Here is a 20321-nt window from a genome sequence, read left to right as displayed (position 1 = left end):
GGATGAGCGTTCTAGCTCAGACGGCCCGCTCTTCCGCTTCTACTGTGGAAACTACCTATTGCGCCTCAGTGCGCGGAAAGAAAGTGACGCTGCGCATGGGTAGAAAAGGTGGATGGAATGAAAAAGCTTATGACGTTGGTCGCAGTGCTCAGTTTGACTGGCATGTGCTGGGCAGGAACAGATCGTGAAGCAACGGTTAATCGTTTGGATCACGCCGGCGCAGTGCTGCATGAGATTATGGCCGCGCCCGACCGGGGCATTCCGGAAGAAGTCCTGGAACACGCCAAGTGCATTGCCATTGTGCCGCATATGCTCAAGGGCGGCTTCATCTTCGGCGCGGAGAATGGCCGCGGCGTTGTCACCTGCCGAACGGAAAATGGATGGAGCGCGCCGGCTTTCTTTGCTATCACCGGCGGTAGCTGGGGATTGCAGATCGGCGTCGAGGGCGTTGATCTGGTCATGATTATTCAGAGCGAAAAAGGGATGCAGCAGTTGATGTCCGCCAAATTCCAGATCGGCGGAGACGCCTCAGCCGCGGCCGGTCCGGTGGGCCGCCATGCTTCAGCTGACACTGACTGGAAGCTGAATACCGAGATTCTCACTTACTCGCGGGCCAAGGGCGCCTTTGCCGGACTAACTTTGACCGGCGCCGATATTCGCCGCGATGAGGATTCCACCGAGGCCATTTACGGACATGAAATTTCCACGCGCCGCATTTTACGCGGTGAAGTGGCCACGCCGGCCTCTGCGCATCAATTTCTTGATGCCGTTCGGGACGCCAAAGCACAAGCCATCGCCTCCAACTAAGATCCAACAGCAAGACACGACTTGGAAGCCGGAGATCAATCGCAGTTCTCCGGCTTTCAAACCGTAAGAGAAGGAGTAACCATGCTTTGGACAATCTTTGTCATCATCCTCGTTTTGTGGCTCTTGGGCTTCAGCTTTCATATCGCAGGCGGACTGATTCACCTTCTGCTGGTGGTTGCGCTTGTTATCCTGGTCATCAACCTGATCACCGGGCGGCGCGCGAGTCTCTGAGGCATACAGTCATACTTGATCACAGAGACAATGCTCAGATCGATGAATAGCCAGCAGCCACCCATTTCAACTGCCAGCTTTGTATTGAGAATGTTGTCGGTCATCAGAAAACGTAGTTTATCGGCCATCTGCCGGTAAAAGGTAGCTTGATATCATCCGCGCCGAAGGCGCAATCATCCGTCGATCATCGTTAGGGCGGAGCGGAAGTTGTAAGGTGTTTCCGGGAGAAGGCGGACAAAAAGAACCCCGCTGTTAGAGCAGCGGGGTTCTTTGCAGGTTGCCTTCATGCCAAAAACGAAGGCAACCTCGGAGTTAGTTTTACCTTGGCATGAACCGCTGCCGTTGTCAAAGTCCGTCTACGTGCGCGGATGGTGGTTCATGCGGAAGTAGTTCTCCGGCAGAGGTTTTGCCGCAATTCATGTTGTCAGTCGCTTTTCTGGATTTGCACGTGCTGTGATCGCGGCCAGCGTTACTGCAGCGCGGAGTGCCGACGTCAGGCCCGCCTGCAACAGCGTCGGGCTGCCAATCGCCGTCATCAGCAGAGCGCCGAAGGGCGGTTGGATCATCGCGACCGGCAGCGCGTCTATCGTTGCCGCCGTTTCCGGCGTCGCGTGACGGATCAATGTTCCCAATCTGGCGAATCTGGTTCACCATCGGAGGGTGGAAAAGCGGTCACGATGCCGGTGGTTGCTTCGTTGCATATTCGTCCGCGTGAGCGGCGGGTATTTTGGATGCGCTGCATGGTCTGCGGCCGCGCCGGCAGCTTCGTCGATCCTTTTCCGCGTACATCTTCTCGCAGGTGAGCAGAAATGATCGATCCGGAAATGCGGGTAAAGATCCGCCGCTACTTTTATGCTGAGCACTGGAAGGTGGGCACGATCGCCCAAGCGCTCGGCGTTCATCCCGACACAGTGAAGCGGGCCATCGAGGTGGAGCGTTTCCACCGTACCGAGCAGTTGCGTTCGTCGAAACTTGATCCCTATGTTGGGTTCGTCCGCCAGACGTTGGAAGCCCACCCGGGTCTGTGCGCCACGCGCCTGGAGCAGATGCTTTGTGATCGTGGTTACAGGGGAAGCGTCAGAAATCTACGCCGCGTGGTGGCGCGTCTGCGCCCGCAACGGCACGAGGCTTTTTTGCGGCTACAGGTTTTTGCCGGTGAGCAAGCGCAAGTGGACTGGGCGTCGTTTGGCACGGTGATGGTGGGCCGTGCAAAGCGTGCGCTGAGCTGCTTCGTGATGACCTTGTCCTGGTCGCGAGCGCTCTATCTCGAGTTCTTCTTTGATCAGACGATGGAGAGCTTTCTGCGCGGCCATGTGAATGCATTTCGATCATTTTCCGGATCTGCCAGAATCCTTCTTTACGACAATCTCAAATCAGCCGTGCTGGAGCGGCGCAGCAACCAGATTCATTTCAATCCTCGTCTGCTGGAGTTAGCCGGGCATTATCACTTCGAGCCGCGTCCCTGCCAAGTGCGCTCGGGTAACCAAAAAGGGCGCGTGGAGCGGGCCATTCGGTTCGTGCGCGATTCGTACTGGGCGGCGCGTACGTTCACCACTCTGGAGGAGTGCAATCGCCAGGCGTTGAAGTGGCGCGACGAAGTTGCGTATCAACGGCCCTGGCCGGACAATCGCAATCGCATCGTCGCCGAAGTTTTCGCTGAAGAGCGGCCGCGCCTGCTCGAGTTACCGCTGCACGAGTTCGACACCGACCGCGTAGTTATGGTGCGCGCGGCTAAGACCATCTACGTGCGCTTCGATGGCAACGACTACTCGATCCCGCCCGAGACGGTGGGCAGGACGTTGACTCTGGCGGCCTCCGATACCGAGGTGCGCATCCTCGACGGCGCACAGGAGATCGCCCACCATCGCCGCAGCTACAACCGTCAGCAACTGGTTCTCGATCCTGCGCATCAACAGGCCTTGCTGCGGACCAAGCGCAAAGCGCGGGAGTCAACGCGCAACGGACGTCTGGAACTGTCTGTTCCTGAAAGCGCCGACCTGCTTGATCGCGCCTTCGCCGAGGGCGAGTCGGCTGCGCAACAGAGCGCGCAACTGCTCGATCTGCTTGATCGCTACGGAACTCACGCCATGCGCCGCGCAGTCAGAGAGGCTCTTCGGCGTAGCACGCCGCGCGCCTCTTCAGTTGCCTTCCTGCTGCGCCAGTCCAATCTTGCCGCGCCACTGCCGCTCGACCTGAGCCGCCATCCCGAGGCGCAGAACCTTGAAGTCCGCCCACATGACCTGGAGACCTACGATGAGCTTGCCCACCGACGCGACGATGAACCCGAACGATAATCTGCGCGAGCAGTTGGAGCGAATAGGCCTGCGCACCGTGGCCACGCAACTGAATGATGTGTTGGCAAACGCAGCCAGGCAACGCTGGTCTCCCCGCCAACTGTTGGAGCAACTGGCGCAGATCGAAGTGGCCGAGCGCGCGCACCGCAGCCTCGAACGCCGTTTGCGCACGGCTGAAATCCGCAAGTTCAAACCCCTGGCCGACTTCGACTGGACATGGCCCACGCGCATCGAGCGTGATGTCGTGGAGCGTGCGCTGACACTGGACTTCCTCGCCGAGGCCCGCAATTTCGTCGTGGTCGGAGCCAACGGCCTGGGCAAGACCATGATCGCGCAAAACATCTGTCACGCAGCGGTGCTGGCTGGCCACTCCGTGCTCTTCCGTACTGCCTCAGCGCTGCTTGAGGAACTGCATCGCCAAACGCCCGAAGGCCGCCTGCGCAAGCTGCGCACCTACGCTAACGTAGCGCTTCTCTGCATCGACGAAGTAGGGTATCTCTCTTTCGACGACAAATCGGCTGACCTGCTTTACGAGGTCATCAATCGCCGCTACGAACAGAAATCGCTGATCCTGACAACCAACAAAGCCTTCAAGGAATGGAACGAGGTCTTCCCCAATGCCGCCTGCATCGCCACGCTGCTTGATCGCCTGCTGCATCACGCTGAAGTGACCGTCATCGAAGGCTCCAGCTACCGTGTCCGCGAAAGCGAGCAGGAGACAACGGCCCGCCGCAGGAGGAAGAAATGAACCAGCCAGATCCCGCAGCCTCTTACGTCGCCTCCGTCGTTACTCTCTACATCGAAATGCCCGAGACGCCCATACGCGTCAGCGCCTCCGATCAGTGGCTGGCGCGGAGCCTTCATCAAGACGGCATACCTCTGGAAACCGTCGAAATAGCTCTATTGCTCGGCTCCTTGCGCCGCCTCCTACGCCCCGACGAAGCTCCGCGCCTGACTCCCATCCGATCACTGGCATACTTCCGCCCCGTCATCGATGAACTTCAGGAGAATCCCGCTCCGGAAAACTACCGCGACTACCTCCGGCTCAAACTACGCCAAGCCGCCAAGACCCTGCCGGCAGATGGCCGGAAAAATACGTTTTCTCTTGGCCGCTAACATTGAGAAAGCCCCTCCATTCTCGAAAATCGCAAGGGCGCGGCTCGTTGCGCCGGTTTCAGGCGTTTGCGTGGCGTCGGATAGATTCCTCGGAGATCACATATAATCTCCGAGGAATCTATCCAATTTGGCCTGACTTCCAAGCGCGCCGATTCCGCCTTATTCCGCCTTATTTCACCGCCTCATTCCGCCTTATTCAGCTTTGATCTCGATGTCGCAACGCGCAGACCGTCGCGTCCATGCTCGTAATCATGTAGGCCGAATTCGCCCAGAAGTGATGAGAAATATACACGCAAACAAACAATCGATGATGAAAATATCATATCGATAAGATTTTTGTGTTCTAATCGACCCATCCGCCTCGATGATGTTTGTCGTTAGCTTTGGCGTGATAATGAGGTTTTACCATGGGCGATGAGAATTCCACACGGTCCTTCCCGCGGACTGTTGGCCTTTGCCGGTTAATCGAGGAGCTTCGGCTCCAGGTTCCTCTGCCAGCGACACGCTCCGAAATTGTCGCTGGAGCCAGGAAAACCGTCGCGGCAGACGGCAGGATTCTGGAGCAATACCCCAGAAATTACGCCCCCCCAAGCAACGATGCACTCAAGGCTCCGTTCGGCGATCTCCGTTTTGCCCTGCGCTATGAGCCTGTCGCTCTGGACGTGTACCTGGCCATCTTCCAAACTATCGATGCCCGCCAACTGGAGGAGTGGATTCGCTCCGAGCCTACCGGGATCTTCACGCGCCGTGCCTGGTACTTGTATGAGCTTTTAATGGAGAGGAAGCTCGACATACCCGACGTCATCCCCTCCGGCTATGTTGATCTTCTCGATCCCGAAATTCACATCACCGGGCAGCGTCGCCTCGTTCGCCGCCAGCGCATCAACGACAATCTCCTCGGCTCGGGAAAATACTCGCCGCTGGTGCGTCGGACGGAGATGCTGACGGTCTATGTGGAAAAAGGCTTGGCTCAAGAGGCTAACTCAATCGTCAAAAGCTGTGATCCGGCCATCCTCGCGCGCGCCGTCCATTATCTGTTTACCAAAGAGACCAAATCCTCCTTTGCCATCGAAGGAGAAGCGCCAAGCAAGGATCGCACGGAGCGATTCGTGGCTGCGCTGATGAAAGCGCCGGGCTTCGACGCCACGAGCAAAGAAGCCTTTGTTCAACTGCAAAATGCCATCGTCGATCCCCGCTATGCGCAGAAGGACTGGCGAAAGACGCAGAACTTCGTCTCCCAGACGCTACTGGATTACAGCGAGGACGTGCACTTTGTCTGTCCGAAGCCGGAGGATACGCCCGGCCTGATGAACGCTTGGATGGAGATGGTTGGCCGGCTGAAACTTCCCGAAGGCGTTGACCCTGTTGTCGCCGCGGCCGTCGCAGCATTCGGGTTCGTTTTCATTCATCCATTCGATGACGGCAACGGCCGCATTCACCGCTTCCTTGTCCACCACATCCTGTCAAAGCTCGGATTCACGCCAACAGGAATCCTGTTTCCCGTTTCCGCCGCCATGCTGCGAGACCGGCTGGCCTACGATCAGGTTCTGGAAGGCTTCTCCGCTTCCATCATGCCGTTCATTCAGTACGATCTTGACCCAGAGCGCGGAATGACCGTGCGGAATGACACGGCTCGACTCTATCGCTATTTTGACGCGACGGCACAGGCGGAATACTTGTATCGGTGTATCGAGGAGACCATCCACCATGATTTGCGGGACGAGATTGGATTTCTTGCGATCTTCGACGCCGCGCTGCGCGCGACTCTGAACATCGTGGACATGCCGAATCGCCGTGCATCGCTGCTTGTGAGATTGATACTGCAAAACAAGGGCAAACTCTCCAAAGGCAAACGAGCCTCATTTGCCGAGATCACGGACCAGGAAGTAGATCGGATTGAAGCGGCTGTCTGGGAGGTTTGGCAGGAAGGCCAACAAGAGCAGCTTTCCGAGAGTAGCCTCTCGGAGACTTCATCAGGCATGGTGGCCGGATGAAGTCGGCGTTGAATCGTGCCGAGCGCGTTCAGACGCGCTGAAATTTGCGGAAGAGTCGGGGACGAAATTGGAGCTGGTCCCACACAGCCAGCCCGCTTGCCCGTTGCTGAAAAGTTTGTCGCATTTTGTCGCAAATACCGCCGATTTAGTCGTTTTTGCCGGTTGTTCCGGTTTATAACCACTGTATTGTAAACAACTTGCATTTCTGGACACTTCATGGCATGGAAGAGGTCTCGGAATTGCCCAGACGCTGCCTAGGCAAATTGTGGCGTAAGTGCGAGACATGGAAAGGCCTGCGTTGCCAAGTTTGGCCAAAGCCGGTTGAATGACCTTTCCGTACCATAGGGATGGCGCTATGGACAGGGCTTTTCTATCATGAGCCTGCGTTGCTATCGCTTTTCTATCAGTTATATAGCGACCGCGAGCCTCCAATTCATCACTCGGTGTGTGATGAATTGGAGGCTCGCATGCTCTATCTGCCGACAAAGGAAGAATTACGAAAAGAGCTTGGGCCAGTGACATGGACGACGCGAAGTGGAACCAAATGCCCGCTCGGCAAGAATCAAACCGCAGGCCCCGCCAATTTCAATCCTGATTGCAAGACACAGTGTGTTTTGGCACTCGATTTGACATACTGTCATCCATAGTCGAATAATTATTAGACTATGGATGAAGTCCAGAACGCCTACTTGCATTGCCGTGATGTGCTGCTCGAACGGCTCGGTGAAGCCGCGCCCGGCCGCATCCAGCTTCTCACCGGTCCCCGGCAGGTGGGTAAGACCACGCTGCTTTTGGACATTGCCGCAAAGTTCGGCGACCGAGCCATCTACGCGGCCGGCGACGATCCAGATGCCGCTCTGCCCGGCTTTTGGGAGCGCCGCTGGGCCGAGGCTGAAACGCGCGCGAAGCAGGGGACGGCGGTTCTGTTGTTGGACGAGGTGCACCATCTATCCGATTGGGCAGGACGGCTCAAAGGGCACTGGGACCGCGCCCGCCGTCGCCACCTTCCCATTCATGTGGTAGCTACCGGGTCTTCAGCCCTTCGCGTCGCCCAAGCCTCACGGGAGAGCCTGGCTGGACGCTTCGAGCGTTTGACGCTGAGTCACTGGCCTGCTGCTTCGCTGGCTACTGCTTTTCATCTTTCGCCTCATGAAGCCGCCATCAATCTTGTTCTCTTTGGCTCCTACCCTGGTGCAGTGGAATTTCAAAAGTCTCCCGAACGATGGCGCGCTTATGTGCGCGATGCCATTATCGAGCCTGCTATCGGTCGCGATGTGCTGGCGCAAGGCGCAGTGCGGCGTCCCGCTCTGCTCCGCCAAGTCTTTGCTATTGCCGCCGGCTCGCCCGCGCAAATTGTCTCCTTGCAAAAGCTGCAGGAGCAACTTCAGGACAGCGGAGCCATCGAAACAGTTGCCCATTATCTAGCCTTGCTCGAAGACGCATATTTGATTGCGCCGCTGGAGAAGTATTCGACGCAGGTTCTCAGACGCCGTGCATCTCCGCCGAAACTCGTAACGCTCAACAACGCTCTCTTGTCGGCTATGCACCCCGATGGTGCTCCTGACCAGGGTCGTGAGCCGGGGCGTTTCGGCTTCTGGGTCGAAAACGCCTGCCTGGCCTTTGCAATCAACCAGGGCCAGCAGGTAACGTACTGGCGCGAGGAACCGCTGGAGATCGATGCCGTCATGGATGGGAGTTGGGGGAAGTGGGCCGTGGAGGTCAAGACCGGGAGATTTGATGTCCTGGCGCTTCGCGGCGTGCTTGAGTTTTGCCGTCGCAATCCGGCGTTTACGCCTCTGGTCATCTGTGCGCCCGGCGATGAAGAGATTGCCCGACGCCACAGCGTTGCAAGCATCAGTTGGGAAGACTTCCTGATCTCCGGCCCGCCGCAAGGTTGAAAGGAAGTTCCTGTTCCTGATTCCTTCATCGCTCCGTGACCGCCATGCGGGCATACCGGCACAATTCAACTCTTGGCCCGCATCGGCTGATGTATAACTATTGCAAGAGCGCTTCAGAATCCTCCTCCTTCGCCAAGAGGGGAAGTCCGAAGATTGGCGTTCTGGGAATTTCAGGAAAAGTTTGTACAGCGTTTGTACAGCAGATTTGGAAATCATTGCATTTCCTGCAAAGCTGACATTCCCAGAATCAGTAAGTTGAGTGTTTTCAACACTGATGTCGGGTTCGACTCCCGCCGCCTCCACCAACAACTTAAATACTTTATATTCAACAATTTAAACTGTTGAAAAATCGACAATTCCACAAACTGTACCGGAATTGTACCAACCAATTTTTGGTGCTAGAGTGTCTAGCATCATGCTCACCGTCTACACGCGTCACCATCCCGATTGCCCGAAGAAAGACGATTCCACCTATCGTCGCTGCCGTTGCCCCAAGTGGCTCGACGGAACCCTTCCCGGTCGCAAGGGCCGGTTCCGTGTCTCGGCGAAGACCAAATCCTGGGAGCAGGCGGAACTCCTCGCCCGCAAATACGAACACACGGCGATTCAGGGCGAAGAGATCAAGCCCGCCAAGATGCCAACCGTCAAAGAGGCCGTCAAGGTCTTCCTTGGCGATGCCGAGGCGCGCGGGCTGGCTTCCGCCACGCTGCAAAAGTTGCGCTACATCTTCGAGGTTCAGTTGCTCGGCTTTGCCAACGAGACTGGCCTGACCTTCCTGAACGAATTCAATCCGCGCAATCTGACCGAATGGCGACAGACTTGGCGGGAAAAGGAACTCGCCCGCAAGAAGAAGTTCGAGCGTGTCATTGGCTTCTTCTGGTTCTGCGTGCGCCAGGGCTGGCTACGCGAGAACCCAACGGCCACCATGGGCCGGGTCATTGCCAAGCATGTTCCGACGGACTACTTCACGGCAGAGGAGTACAAGTGCATCCTCGACGCCACCTATCGCCTGGGCGAGTACGCCGAGCGCTCCTGGGCTCCGGAGAAACGCGGCATCCGCATCCGCGCATTGACAGAGCTGATGCGCTGGAGCGGTCTGCGCATTCGTGACGCCGCCACGCTCGAACGAGCGCGACTGATCGAAAACAAGCTCATGCTGTATCAGGCAAAGACGGGTACTCCGGTTTTTGTTCCCTTGCCGCCCCATGTGGCCGAACTGCTGCGCTCGGTTCCTCCCGGCCTAAACCCCAACCCAAATTACTTCTTCTGGTCTGGCAATGGCCTGCCCAAGACCTACGTTGCCAACTGGCAACGCGCCTACCGGCGTCTCTTTGCCGTAGCCAACCTGCACAAGCCGGACGGTACACCCAAGCGCGTCCACTGCCACATGTTCCGCGACACCTTCGCCGTTGAAATGCTGCTGGCCGGAGTCCCCATCGATCAAGTCTCCATCTTGCTCGGCCACGCCAGCGTGCGCGTCACAGAAAAGCACTACTCGCCCTGGGTCCGCGCTCGCCAGGATCAGCTTGAGAAAAGCGTGCAGGCGGCATGGCAACTGCTGCCGGGAGGCAATCCGACGGCAGGCTAATGTCTGCGTCCAAATCTGAGATTCTTCGATTGTGCTGGAATATTTTCAACGACCAACGACTCAACAACAAAATATTTCGACAGGAAGCATAGCTGTTTTCGAGGACCTATCTTCTCTCAATTAGGAATTATCGGACTTCACATTATGTGATTTCAGCGCAAGGGATTCTATTGTGATGGCATCCAATGGGGAATTTCCTTTGGGGGAACATTCAAAGAGCTAAAATGTGTACTTCCGAGGATTTCACTTTGAACATAAGCATTGAAGTTGCTCTGCCAAAGGCTGCGTCTACGACAGAAAAGGGAACGGTTCTTGAGAAATTCGCCACCCGACTCCTAGAGAGTCAGAATTTTCGAGTCGTTCAACAGGTTCGCCTCACGGCGATGGAGGTCGACATCCTTGCTCAAGAAAAATCGACCGGAGAACGAGTATTCGTCGAATGTAAGGCATTCCGATCAACAATAAGTGCTGACGTGCTTACCAAACTACTTGGCAATGTGGTGGCTGACGATGATCTAACGTCAGGATGGCTAATTTCCACATATGCCCTGGGGAAAGATGCGAAAGGCTTTCGCGATAAGTGGTCTCAGAAGCCATTGTCTGATCGCCGACGACTCCAGATATATGACCCTGAGGCGCTGCTTGAACGATTGGTAGGTGCAGGTCTCATCATCGATCCTGCACGACTGGTAATCCCGCCTAACCTTCGTATCTCCGAAGAACGATTTCTGCTGTTGACCGAATTTGGTGAGTTCTGGGTAGTTGTGGTGTTTGACCCAGACTCTGGAATACGGGAGTCCGCTCTCCTCTATGAAGCATGCACGGGCACCAGAATTACAACGAGAGGTATTGCAGCTAGGATCACTGAGACAGACACCAGTCTGGTCGGCTTGAGTTGGCTTATCGAAGAGTCAAGCCCTAGTCGAAGTGATCGCGAACAGATTAGGAGTGAATACCAAAGTGTTGTCCAAGTTCCTGTTGCAGACGATTGGGCTGATTATCGTCCCGCCCGGCCTTCTGATTTCGTGGGTCGGGAAAAGCACTTACGCGATGTATTCGATTACTTTGAAAGTGTCCGCACGAGAGCTTCTCGGACTCGAATCTTAGCGATAAAGGCTCCTTCAGGTTGGGGAAAAAGCTCATTTGTATTAAAGATTGCTAACTCTGCACAGAATATCCGCAACAGAAAGAAATGCTTTGTGTATGCAGTTGATTCTCGCGCAGCGAGTTCAAAACGTTTCGGTGAGTTGGCTCTTGCCTTAGCAATCACTGCGGCGCAGAAGGAAGGCTTCATTTCAGTATCCTCGCCTCTGGGTTTTGGCGGCACTGCGAATCCCTTTGCGGACCACAACGTCAAGGCAGCCCTTGAGGAGCTTCAACGGGACGGCAAAGTTCTTTGTCTTATTTTTGATCAATTTGAAGAATTACTTTACAAGGCTGAATTAGAAACGGTTTTCGATGAAATCAGAGCACTGTGTAACTCAGTGGATGAAGCCCAAGAGAACATCGTCATAGGGTTTTCATGGAAGACTGATGGCACAATTCCAACCGAGCATAAAGCATACTACCTCTGGCAGAATCTAGCTGATCGACGTAAGGAGATTGAATTAGATCCATTTTCAGCACGTGAGGTAAGCCACGCCCTCACGAAATTTGCCAAGGAGATGGGGCAACCACTCGCTCCGCAACTGAGAAGACTTCTTGAAGATCATTGCCAAGGATATCCATGGCTACTTAAGAAGTTGTGTATCCACATCATGGATCTTGTTCGAGACGGCCTCGACCAAAATGACATTCTAGTGCGCTCTCTCAGCATTCAGGAACTTTTTAAAAAAGATATTGAGCGGATGGCACCAAATGAATTTTCCTGCGCCAAAGAAATTGCGATGACGGCTCCCGCTGACTTCTTCAGAATCGTCGAGACTTATGGTGATTCTGTCGTTAATCAGTTATTGGATAAACGCCTAATCATACGAAGCGGCACTCGTCTAAGCATCTATTGGGATATTTTCAAAGATTATCTTCTCACTGAGCGAGTTCCCTACATTCCCATTACGTATGTCCCTCAGACCCCCTTTCCTGCGTTCGCAACTGGGCTTCGTTTTTTACTACGCAACGAAGGTGCCTCCTATGAACAACTGGCTACTGAGCTCAGACTGTCGAAGGCTACGACCGAGAATGTTGTGCGTGATCTGGTCATGATTGGAAATGCTGAAACCAGCAGGAAATCAGAGTTTGTAAAACTCGATGCTGAAAGTGAGGAAGAGGCATCGCGCCGCATTGTCAACTTTTTCACTTCACATATCGTCTATCGAGAGCTTCTTAAGGAGAAGGGTGATGGAGGTTCCTTCACTGGCCAAGAGATGCTCAGCGTCGCAAAACAGTGCCTCCGCTTACCTTCGGCATCGGATAATCTTGCGGAGGAGTACAAAAGGCGATTGCAGCGCTGGCTCATCGCTGTAGGCTTGATTGGCCAAGATGGAGCAATCTTCAGACTGCAACCACGTATTACCAATATCGGGATTCTACATCCCTCACACCTCTCGCGACGGCGATTCGGCAGGGACATTTTTTTGGGTGAAGCTCCTCCGCACACAGTACTCAACTCTCTCGCCGGGATAGTATCAGATCCAAATACACGAGAAGAGTTGGAGAAGACCTATGGTCGAAATAACATTTCGGCCCTCATTTCTCTAGGTGTCCTGTCTGCAAATGGTAGTTTGACGTCCGAGATTAGAGACGCCGGCCACTTAGAGGAGGCATTACGTGTCAAGGTAAACTCACAGGCGACTATTCAGTACGTGAACAAAATTCGGACAGATGATCCGGACTTGAGTGCAAAGGATATCGGCAATCGTTGCTGGCAACGTCTGTTCTTGATCAGACGCTGCCCTCTTTGTGATTTGTTCAATCTTCATCAGTTATGATTGGCAGATCGATCTTTGCAAAAGGTATAACCATTTTTTCACCCAACTCGCAACTCACGTTTTTGGTGAACACGATGCAACACACTCTCAGGAATGCGCAGTGTGATGTACCCGCGCTTGCGCCGCGTCTCCGGACTTCCCCATTGCAGCACGCCCTCTTCATCCTCGAACATGCGGCGGACCGTTTTTTCGCTTAACGCCCACATCTTGGCAATTTCAGAAACCGAGTAGTGACGCTCCAGGCCGAGCGCGGCGTTCCGCACACTCTGCACGGGCTTCCTGGCATAAAGTTCTGGGGACATAGAAACGCCTCCTTGCAGAAATTTGAAAATCACAAACTTATCCCTAGTTCGGCCCCAAGGCTTAATTCGGAATGCAGAGCCTTCGCGATGTCTTGGGCAGGTTGAGCAATCCCGATTTGTGGCTCAAGCGCGCTCTTATGCGAGACATCGCGGGCAAGAACATCAGCGAGCTTACCGGCGTTATTGGTGAAAACCTGTGCATCGTTCTGCCCGCGCGAAATTGCAACGTAGGCCATGCGGTTGTTAAGCAGATCCTTCGCGCCGAGTTCGGTATCGACGTGTACGAGCACACGCTCGGCGGTTTGCCCTTGACTGGAATAACTCGTCATGGCATAGCCGTGGTCAATATGCGGATGCTGCTCTGGATCGATGGCGACATTACGCCCGCCGTCCAGTTTGAGACGCATCCTTCCATCTGCACCAAATTCTTCCACGATTCCAAGTTCACGATTGGCAATCTTCAGCTCATTGTCTGGCGAGGTGAACTGAATACGGTCGCCAACAGAAAAAGCCTTCTCCTGAGCACGATAGGCGATAACGCTCATCTGTCGGCGCGGATCGTAGGTTTGCTCACTTCCGTCCGCGCGCACCACCGTCACAAGATTCTTTTGAGCATTAACACCGACAACGCGCGTGTATTCGCCCTTCTTGATGCCGGTTTCTTGAGAACTGCGTGAGTAGCGCAGAATGTCGTCCACTTGGTATTGCCGCGCCCAAGTGCGATCCGCGCCGGTCATCTCCTGACGCGGCACAAGCATTTTAACGGTGTGTTCCTCTCGGTTCACCAATCCGCGCGTCTGCAATTCGCTGTGAATCCGCTGATTGATTTCCATCCGTGATCGATTGTCCGGCGAAACGACAAGCGTTCTCTGGGGCGAGCGTGCGTATTCCTTTGCAATTGCCGCGATGCGTTCCTCGCGGCCCGTGTACTCGTGCACTCGTCCCTGGTCATCGAGACTGGCAACCGCCTGTCGGACCTCGCCGCGTGCCAACTGCTCCACGACATATTTCAACTCTGGATCGCGCTGCCGCACAATCCCATCGAGCTTTGCTGTCTTCATCCCTGCTTCTTGAAGCTGAGCAAAGGGCCGTCCTGCTTCGACAGACTCATGCTGCCGCGTATCGCCAACTAACAGCACACGGTCATTTGCATGGAGACGTTGAATAAATTCGTGCATCTGGCGCGTGGAAGCGAGTGAAGACTCTTCGAGCACATACAATCTCTTTTCACCAGCGTCCGGCCTTGTGCCGTATGCAAGGTGCTGTTGGAGCGTAGATGTCTTGATTCCTGCCTCGGAGAGCTTCTGAGCTGCGCGTGAAGTTGGCGCGAATCCTTCCACATGGTATCCGGCGCTCTTTGCACCCTCGCGGATTACAGATAACGTGGTTGTCTTGCCTGTTCCGGCAACTCCCTCCAAACCGACGATCTTCTCTCGTGCAAGAAAGATTTCATCGACGGCCCGAAGCTGTGAAACATTCAACTCTGGGTGCCGGTCCTCTGTCCAGATGCGCACCTGCGGCGAAACCAGCATAAAATCGCCGTGATTACCTTGCTGCATTCCTGCAATGATCGCCTTTTCCATGCGGACCATCTCGGCAGTTGTGTATTGCGGAGCTGCGCGCCCTTCTTTATGACTGATGATGCAAAATTCCCCACTCGTGACACGTCGCGAAAACTCCTGGCGCACTTCGTCGTATGTGAGTTGCCCCATGCCACGGTCCAGCATTGATTGCAGGATTGTCCGCTCGTCCTGAACTGCTGAATGCTCGAAGACGTGATTCCGCGCATAAGTAGCAGATTGCTGCACTGCCTTTTCTTGCCCTGGCTCGAACTGCTGAGCGTGTTCCCGCGCCTGCGCTACCACACGGTCGGCCTGATTGCCGAACTGCACAGCCAACTCATGATGCCGCCGCAAGACCACTTCTTGCGATTGAATCTCTTTCTTGTCGCGTGTGCGGTGTGCGGCGACCTGTGCCGCTCCCGCTCCCTCGCGGCCAATCTCCTGCAGGTGTTCCTTGATCTGCTCCCGCCGTGGACTCGACGCATCTAGATATTCCTGCGTGTATCCCTTAATCTCTGGCTGGCCGTGTTTGCCGATTTCAATCTCATAACCGAGCTTCTGTAACCTCATGGCAAGCTCAGAGCGATAAACACTGGTGGCGTAGTGCTGTGACTGAAACAAACTGCGTTCTTGCAGAGCATGAGATTGGCCGTTCTCGCACACTGTCATGTTGAAGACCACTGCGTGCGTGTGAAGCTGTGGCGCTGCATAACCATCGACAGGCCGTGCCGTATCGTGCTCAAACGTCGCCGCAAGAAACTTTCCCGTATTCTCTGGCGCATGAATATTGCCGATGCGCGCCTGTGTGTAACGCTCCAATTCTCCAAGCGCGACGCGCACGCTTTCGCGATGTGCTTCCCGCACGTGAACATCACCACCCACAAGCGCGGTAAGCGAAACGGACTTCGGCGCGGAAAAAGTAGCATCCCATCCTGCCCGGTGCTCGACGCTCGTTACCTGCTTGCCGTATTCGTTCTCGTAGGTCCTCGCGGGCTGATGTTTGACGAGCTGCGCTCCGTTCTCAGGATGCTGGCCATCGCTCAGATTTGCGAAGTGTTCTGCATGAACAGCACCGTGGAGATTCCACTCTTCGGCAAGAGCACCACACCATTCGCTGTATGCCTGTCGATCTTGGCTCCAGTAATTCTGCTGCTCGGAGGCGAACTCGCGCGCGTGGTAGGTTTGTGCCTGTTTTGCGGAAAGAGCTTTCGAGATCGTCAGCATCGCAAAGACTCCTATGTGAGAGTCGCAGCACTGCACAACTGCCGTGCTGTTTAGAGTAACTCAGAATTGGCGCAAATAGTCGCATTGAGACGAAAATATTTTTTGATAATTATGAGTTTTATCAGCATGGATATTGGTGATTAGAGTATATGGTCGTCGATTATGCGCGTAATTATCTCCCGATTAATAGGTGAAATACAAGAGCAATTGCTGTGCGATCAAATCCGTAATTCAGCACTCAAAGTAAGCTGGATTACTCTCCTTATCAAGTAGCTAATCGCTGCCGATGAACGCCTCTTGCCGTTGTTGTTGCCGCCGGGCAAATGATTCGCTTTGAGTCGAAGTAAGGTCGGGTGCAGACAGGGCAAAACTAATGCGGAAGCTATCAACGATGGCGACCCTATAGCGATGGGCTTGGAGAAAGGAAAATCCAGATGGATGAGAGGTCCTTCCGTGTTGCTTTCATCCATGCGAAAGAAGCATCGTGAGCATTCGTTTGCTTGGATGAATCACGGGCATTGCGCAGGCAGTCGGCTCAATCAATCCACTGCGATTCATCCCAGGCAATCGGCTCTTGATGCACGCCGTTTGCTCTCCGTGCTCCGGGAAAGATGGACTGACTTTGTACAGGGCTCTTCTGCTCGACTTGAGAGGGCAGCTTCAAAGATAGTTTTGTACGAGAATCAGCAGACTGAATATTCGCTGGACTGGAGAGTGATTGCCTCTGCAAAGCGGGCGGGATCGTAGCCGTTTCCAAAGCCGGTTTACCAACACTTCTGTTTGTCCAATCGGCCAGCTTAGAACGGACCTTTCCCAACCATTCCCGAGGCGCGATAGAGCGGCTGATTCCATGTCGAATAGGAGACGCATCCCGCCAGTCATCCCGGAATGAATCCGCCGCGATCACCTCATGCCAAAGATGCTTCCATTCCTGCCACAACTCTGCCTTCGTTGTGAAGACGATGAATGCCACAATCGTCAGCGCAAAGGTGCAGCCTTCGAGCAGTGGGAGAGCGATGAAATTCGAGTAAGAACGGTCACGATAAATGTTCGAGCCCAGAGCATCTTTCAGTTCGCCAGAATAGACCAAGTCGGGGGCGGATTTCTCCATCCCCATCCAGCCGCTTTTGATTGCCGCAGAGGAAAGATGAAGGGACAGGTTTCCAGCCTTTCCGGTGGTCACATCGGAAGGGATTGCTGGCAGGCTCCTGCGTCCGGGGGCTGTCTTCATCAGCCACCGGATTTCAGTGGCCGATCCCGCCTGTTCCGCTGCCTTGCTGCACTGCCAATAGTCGAGCAAATAATAACTTTGAAGCGGCTCGATCTCGCATACAAACCATGCTGCGAACGCCAGCACAGGCACCCCGAAGAATACGGCCAGAAGCGCAGCAGTTCGCCACGGAAATGCACGGCGAATCCGCTGCAATCTCACGGCTATTTCTCCCCTGATTCGGGTGCCGATTGGCTGCGCTTTCGGGCCAGCAATTCTTCGGCTTTCTGGTCCTTGATTGCGTCGGCATATGCGGCGATTTTGCGCAAGGTTTCGTCGCTCAATGGACCCTTAGAAGCAACCGCGAATAGGTTGGCGATCAGGCTGCGCAAAGCCATCACTTCCGCCAGCAGAACGGGGTCCGCCGCCTTCTCTTCACCTGTGGCGCGTGCCTGGGCGAGCGCTGCCTCGCGCAGCCACTCGGCTACCTTCTTCCCGGTGCTGGCCGCAGCAGATTCGATCTCGGCATACTCGGTGTCGGTAAGCCGCGTCGCAATAGACTTGGTGCGATTGCTTTCGCTCGTCGGCACAGCAGGAGCCACAGACGGAGCGGCGACGGGCGTTTTGCCATTGGCGGAGGTCATCGGCAGGTACCTCAGTAGAGGCATTGTAGCGCCGTTTCCGTGGTGGCGCTATTGGGGCAGAATACGATAACCCCTTGCGAGAGAATGTGTTCACGTGCAGAGTGTATTGGAACCATTCGACCGAATTGCCGCGTTTACGGCTGTAAACACAAGACGCTAACCGATTGAATATGCGCATGTTAACAAAATCGCTCGACAGGTATACTTACAGCAACCCCACTGGGGATGACGTGTCAACGTTCATCCGCTGCATAAGCAGCGCTGCACACACTTCAGGACTGCCTACAATCGCTATTTATGATTCACACAGGAAACTATCGATGGCAACCAAATCCTTGCGCACGGCAAAGACGAAAGCTTCTGCAAGGTCCGCAGCACAAAAATCGAACTGGGAGTCTGTGACCTGGGATGACGTGGCAAACTGGGCTGGGTCACGTTCCATGACGCGCGGGCGGGCATATCAGCGAGGCGGACGTGTACATGATCTCGCAACCACTACGGACGGCAGGTTAATCGCAACCGTCTCCGGCACGCGGATCTACACAACGGGTGTCTGGTGGGAAGCCGATGTCCTTCACTCCCGTTGCACTTGTCCTGTCGGTTGGAATGGCTGCAAACATGCCGTCGCTGTCCTCGCGACCTATCTCGACATGTTGGTAAAAAACGCTGTGGTTCCAGTCGTGGATGCAGCGGATGACAAGTGGGAGGAACTGACGAATAACAGCCTCTCTGAAGCCCCCTCCGGCGACTTCGATGACGGTGATGAAGATGACGAATCGGAAGACAACGAAAGTTCGCATATTCCTCGGCGGCGAACCAGCAAGGCCAGCGACGAGAAGATTCGGAAACTCATCGACGCGAAGAGTCGTGAGGAACTGGCCGAGTTGGTATGGTCACTGACGCAGCGCTTCCCGGAACTGCGCGAAGAGTTCCGCGAACGCATTGCCCTGGGCGAAGGCGATGCGGATCGACTGATTGACGAAGCGCGGAAAGAACTGCGCCGGGCAACCTCGGAGCCGGGCTGGAAGAATTACTGGAAAGGCGAAGGCTATACCCCGGATTTCAGCCGTCTGGCGCGCTATCTTGACCGCATGGTCGACCTCGGACAGGCAGACGCCGTGGTAAAACTTAGCCGGGAAATCATGGCGCAGGGCATGGAACAGATCGGGCAATCGAACGACGAAGGCGAGACCGCCACGGCCTTCGCAGAGTGCCTGCCGCCAATCTTTCGGGCGGTAAATCAGTCGAAAATTTCGTCCGCGCAGAAGCTGCTTTTTGCGATTGATGCCGACCTCAGAGATGAATACAACGTGATTGAAAGCGACCTACTCGACACCGTATTTGAGTGTAATAGAAGACCGTCCGACTGGTCGGCGACTGCTGACGTACTGGCTGGCCGCTTGCAGTCAGAGGTGCGCGCCGGGAGCAACTTCCACGATAAATATCAGCGCGAACAGATTGCGGACTGGCTCGTCAAGGCTCTTACGCGCGCCGAACGCGACAGCGAAATAATTGCCGTCCGCGAACGGGAGGCGCGTATAACCGGCAGCTATGGGCGGCTGGTTCCGCTGCTGATCGAGCAAAAAAGATACGATGAAGCCGAGCGCTGGGCGGCAGAAGGAATTCGAAAAACCGCCAAAGATGCTCCGGGAATTGCCGCTCAGCTAGCGAAGGTAATGGCCGAACTTGCCCGGTCGCGGAAGCTGTGGAAGGTTGCTGCCGCGCACGCCGCATGGGAGTTTTTTGATCGCCCCGGATGCGAAAAATTCTCTGATTTGGTTGCCACCGCCAAGCGTGCCGGGTGTCTCACTTCGGTCAGGCAGAAGGCATTGGAATTTCTCAAAAACGGCCAGCTTCCTTTCTCGATAGCCACACAAAATAGCACTCCGGACAGCGTTACTTTTTGCCCGGACTGGCCTTTGCCATTTCCCGATTACCTGCTGCCTTTGCTGCGTAACGGAGACCAGCGCCCACACTACAACATACTGATCGACATGGCGATTGCCGAACGTCGACCGGATGAGGTACTTCGTTGGTACGACCTGTGGCGCGCGGCGGCGAAGAATCAGCGCACGGGCCCGTCATACGGTTTCGGCAGCTATGCCGACAGTGTCGCCGCAGCCGTTGCGGAAGCGCATCCAGAGCGTGCCCTGGAGATTTATCGCGACGGCGTCGAGGCGAATCTGAAGCAGGCAAGCATCTCGGCCTATGAAACAGTGGCTGCCTACCTGAAGAAGATGCGCCCGATTCTGAAGTCTCTCGACCGCGGCCCGGAGTGGAACGCTCTGGTAGCAGAGATACGCATGAACTACCACAATCGTCCTCGGTTCATGGAGATTCTGGACCGTCTTGAAGCTCGCCCGATCTTTCAGAAACACCGGGCGCAGAAGTAAAAGCGTACTGGCAAGCGCTCTACCATCACCAAACGGTGGACGAAAACGTGTCGGGCCTCACCTGGGCAACGGCCAGCAACGGTGTCGTAGCGCATACTTATGTATAGCTTCCGGGTAAATATTGCGTGCCT

General features: G+C 55.1%; 15 protein-coding genes. 10 read left to right on the top strand and 5 right to left on the bottom strand.

Features of this window, described 5'->3' with window-relative positions; genetic code table 11:
* Nucleotides 1-117 precede the first annotated feature (117 nt).
* Together ACOBR2_RS01250 and ACOBR2_RS01245 are read left to right on the top strand one after the other, a co-directional pair.
* A complete protein-coding gene (locus ACOBR2_RS01250) occupies nt 118-807 on the top strand; it encodes a lipid-binding SYLF domain-containing protein (protein WP_420238266.1) in 690 nt (229 codons plus the stop codon).
* A gap of 81 nt (nt 808-888) precedes the next feature.
* Nucleotides 889-1038 carry a lmo0937 family membrane protein gene (locus ACOBR2_RS01245; protein WP_420238265.1) on the top strand — a complete coding sequence of 50 codons (150 nt, stop codon included), beginning with the start codon at nt 889-891 and terminating at the stop codon, nt 1036-1038.
* Nucleotides 1039-1454: 416 nt separating this feature from the next.
* Here the strand turns inward: ACOBR2_RS01245 and ACOBR2_RS01240 are convergent, their stop codons facing one another.
* Nucleotides 1455-1670, bottom strand: coding sequence for a hypothetical protein (locus tag ACOBR2_RS01240; RefSeq protein WP_420238264.1), 216 nt, complete (start codon nt 1668-1670; stop codon nt 1455-1457).
* A gap of 177 nt (nt 1671-1847) precedes the next feature.
* Here ACOBR2_RS01240 and istA point away from each other — a divergent pair, with 177 nt between their 5' ends.
* The 7 genes from istA to ACOBR2_RS01205 all read left to right on the top strand — a co-directional run bounded on the left by istA (nt 1848) and on the right by ACOBR2_RS01205 (nt 12855).
* The gene (istA, locus tag ACOBR2_RS01235) at nt 1848-3332 is read left to right on the top strand and encodes an IS21 family transposase (protein ID WP_420238263.1); all 1485 of its coding nucleotides are present in this window, start codon (nt 1848-1850) and stop codon (nt 3330-3332) included.
* A complete protein-coding gene (istB, locus tag ACOBR2_RS01230; protein ID WP_420238262.1) occupies nt 3292-4080 on the top strand; it encodes an IS21-like element helper ATPase IstB in 789 nt (262 codons plus the stop codon). Before istA ends, istB begins: the two co-directional genes overlap by 41 nt.
* Nucleotides 4077-4448, top strand: a complete 372-nt coding sequence (locus tag ACOBR2_RS01225) for a hypothetical protein (protein ID WP_420238261.1) — start codon at nt 4077-4079, stop codon at nt 4446-4448. The genes istB and ACOBR2_RS01225 overlap by 4 nt, the downstream gene beginning before the upstream one ends.
* A 407-nt stretch (nt 4449-4855) precedes the next feature.
* The gene (locus ACOBR2_RS01220; RefSeq protein ID WP_420238260.1) at nt 4856-6442 is read left to right on the top strand and encodes a Fic family protein; all 1587 of its coding nucleotides are present in this window, start codon (nt 4856-4858) and stop codon (nt 6440-6442) included.
* A 665-nt stretch (nt 6443-7107) separates the two neighbouring features.
* Complete coding sequence (locus ACOBR2_RS01215; protein WP_420238259.1) at nt 7108-8340, top strand: ATP-binding protein; 1233 nt, start codon at nt 7108-7110, stop codon at nt 8338-8340.
* A gap of 403 nt (nt 8341-8743) precedes the next feature.
* Nucleotides 8744-9928 carry a tyrosine-type recombinase/integrase gene (locus ACOBR2_RS01210; RefSeq protein WP_420238258.1) on the top strand — a complete coding sequence of 395 codons (1185 nt, stop codon included), beginning with the start codon at nt 8744-8746 and terminating at the stop codon, nt 9926-9928.
* A gap of 224 nt (nt 9929-10152) precedes the next feature.
* Nucleotides 10153-12855, top strand: a complete 2703-nt coding sequence (locus tag ACOBR2_RS01205) for a restriction endonuclease (RefSeq protein ID WP_420238257.1) — start codon at nt 10153-10155, stop codon at nt 12853-12855.
* A gap of 38 nt (nt 12856-12893) precedes the next feature.
* Here ACOBR2_RS01205 and ACOBR2_RS01200 read toward each other — a convergent pair whose 3' ends face one another.
* The 4 genes from ACOBR2_RS01200 to ACOBR2_RS01185 form a co-directional block, all read right to left on the bottom strand.
* The gene (locus tag ACOBR2_RS01200; protein WP_420238256.1) at nt 12894-13157 is read right to left on the bottom strand and encodes a hypothetical protein; all 264 of its coding nucleotides are present in this window, start codon (nt 13155-13157) and stop codon (nt 12894-12896) included.
* 29 nt (nt 13158-13186) lie between these two features.
* Nucleotides 13187-15943, bottom strand: a complete 2757-nt coding sequence (gene mobF / locus ACOBR2_RS01195) for a MobF family relaxase (RefSeq protein WP_420238255.1) — start codon at nt 15941-15943, stop codon at nt 13187-13189.
* Nucleotides 15944-16478: 535 nt separating this feature from the next.
* Nucleotides 16479-17375 carry a hypothetical protein gene (locus ACOBR2_RS01190; protein WP_420238254.1) on the bottom strand — a complete coding sequence of 299 codons (897 nt, stop codon included), beginning with the start codon at nt 17373-17375 and terminating at the stop codon, nt 16479-16481.
* Between the two features lie 2 nt (nt 17376-17377).
* Entirely contained in the window at nt 17378-17821 is a 444-nt protein-coding gene (locus ACOBR2_RS01185; RefSeq protein WP_420238253.1) for a plasmid mobilization protein, read from the bottom strand.
* A 296-nt stretch (nt 17822-18117) separates the two neighbouring features.
* Here ACOBR2_RS01185 and ACOBR2_RS01180 point away from each other — a divergent pair, with 296 nt between their 5' ends.
* Entirely contained in the window at nt 18118-20190 is a 2073-nt protein-coding gene (locus ACOBR2_RS01180; protein WP_420238252.1) for an SWIM zinc finger family protein, read from the top strand.
* The last annotated feature ends 131 nt before the right edge of the window (nt 20191-20321 follow it).

Origin of the sequence: Telmatobacter bradus, from assembly GCF_048629425.1 — a bacterium.
Lineage (GTDB): Bacteria > Acidobacteriota > Terriglobia > Terriglobales > Acidobacteriaceae > Telmatobacter > Telmatobacter bradus.
This window is presented reverse-complemented; position numbering and strand designations above follow the sequence as displayed.

Excerpts from the sequence above, each read along its gene's own strand:
- ACOBR2_RS01220 (WP_420238260.1), top strand. The coding sequence starts at position 4,856 with ATGGGCGATGAGAATTCCACACGGTCCTTCCCGCGGACTGTTGGCCTT.
- istA (WP_420238263.1), top strand. The coding sequence starts at position 1,848 with ATGATCGATCCGGAAATGCGGGTAAAGATCCGCCGCTACTTTTATGCT.
- istB (WP_420238262.1), top strand. The coding sequence starts at position 3,292 with ATGAGCTTGCCCACCGACGCGACGATGAACCCGAACGATAATCTGCGC.
- ACOBR2_RS01205 (WP_420238257.1), top strand. The coding sequence starts at position 10,153 with ATGTGTACTTCCGAGGATTTCACTTTGAACATAAGCATTGAAGTTGCT.
- ACOBR2_RS01185 (WP_420238253.1), bottom strand. The coding sequence starts at position 17,821 with ATGCCTCTACTGAGGTACCTGCCGATGACCTCCGCCAATGGCAAAACG.
- mobF (WP_420238255.1), bottom strand. The coding sequence starts at position 15,943 with ATGCTGACGATCTCGAAAGCTCTTTCCGCAAAACAGGCACAAACCTAC.
- ACOBR2_RS01215 (WP_420238259.1), top strand. The coding sequence starts at position 7,108 with ATGGATGAAGTCCAGAACGCCTACTTGCATTGCCGTGATGTGCTGCTC.
- ACOBR2_RS01250 (WP_420238266.1), top strand. The coding sequence starts at position 118 with ATGAAAAAGCTTATGACGTTGGTCGCAGTGCTCAGTTTGACTGGCATG.
- ACOBR2_RS01245 (WP_420238265.1), top strand. The coding sequence starts at position 889 with ATGCTTTGGACAATCTTTGTCATCATCCTCGTTTTGTGGCTCTTGGGC.
- ACOBR2_RS01225 (WP_420238261.1), top strand. The coding sequence starts at position 4,077 with ATGAACCAGCCAGATCCCGCAGCCTCTTACGTCGCCTCCGTCGTTACT.
- ACOBR2_RS01200 (WP_420238256.1), bottom strand. The coding sequence starts at position 13,157 with ATGTCCCCAGAACTTTATGCCAGGAAGCCCGTGCAGAGTGTGCGGAAC.
- ACOBR2_RS01180 (WP_420238252.1), top strand. The coding sequence starts at position 18,118 with ATGGCAACCAAATCCTTGCGCACGGCAAAGACGAAAGCTTCTGCAAGG.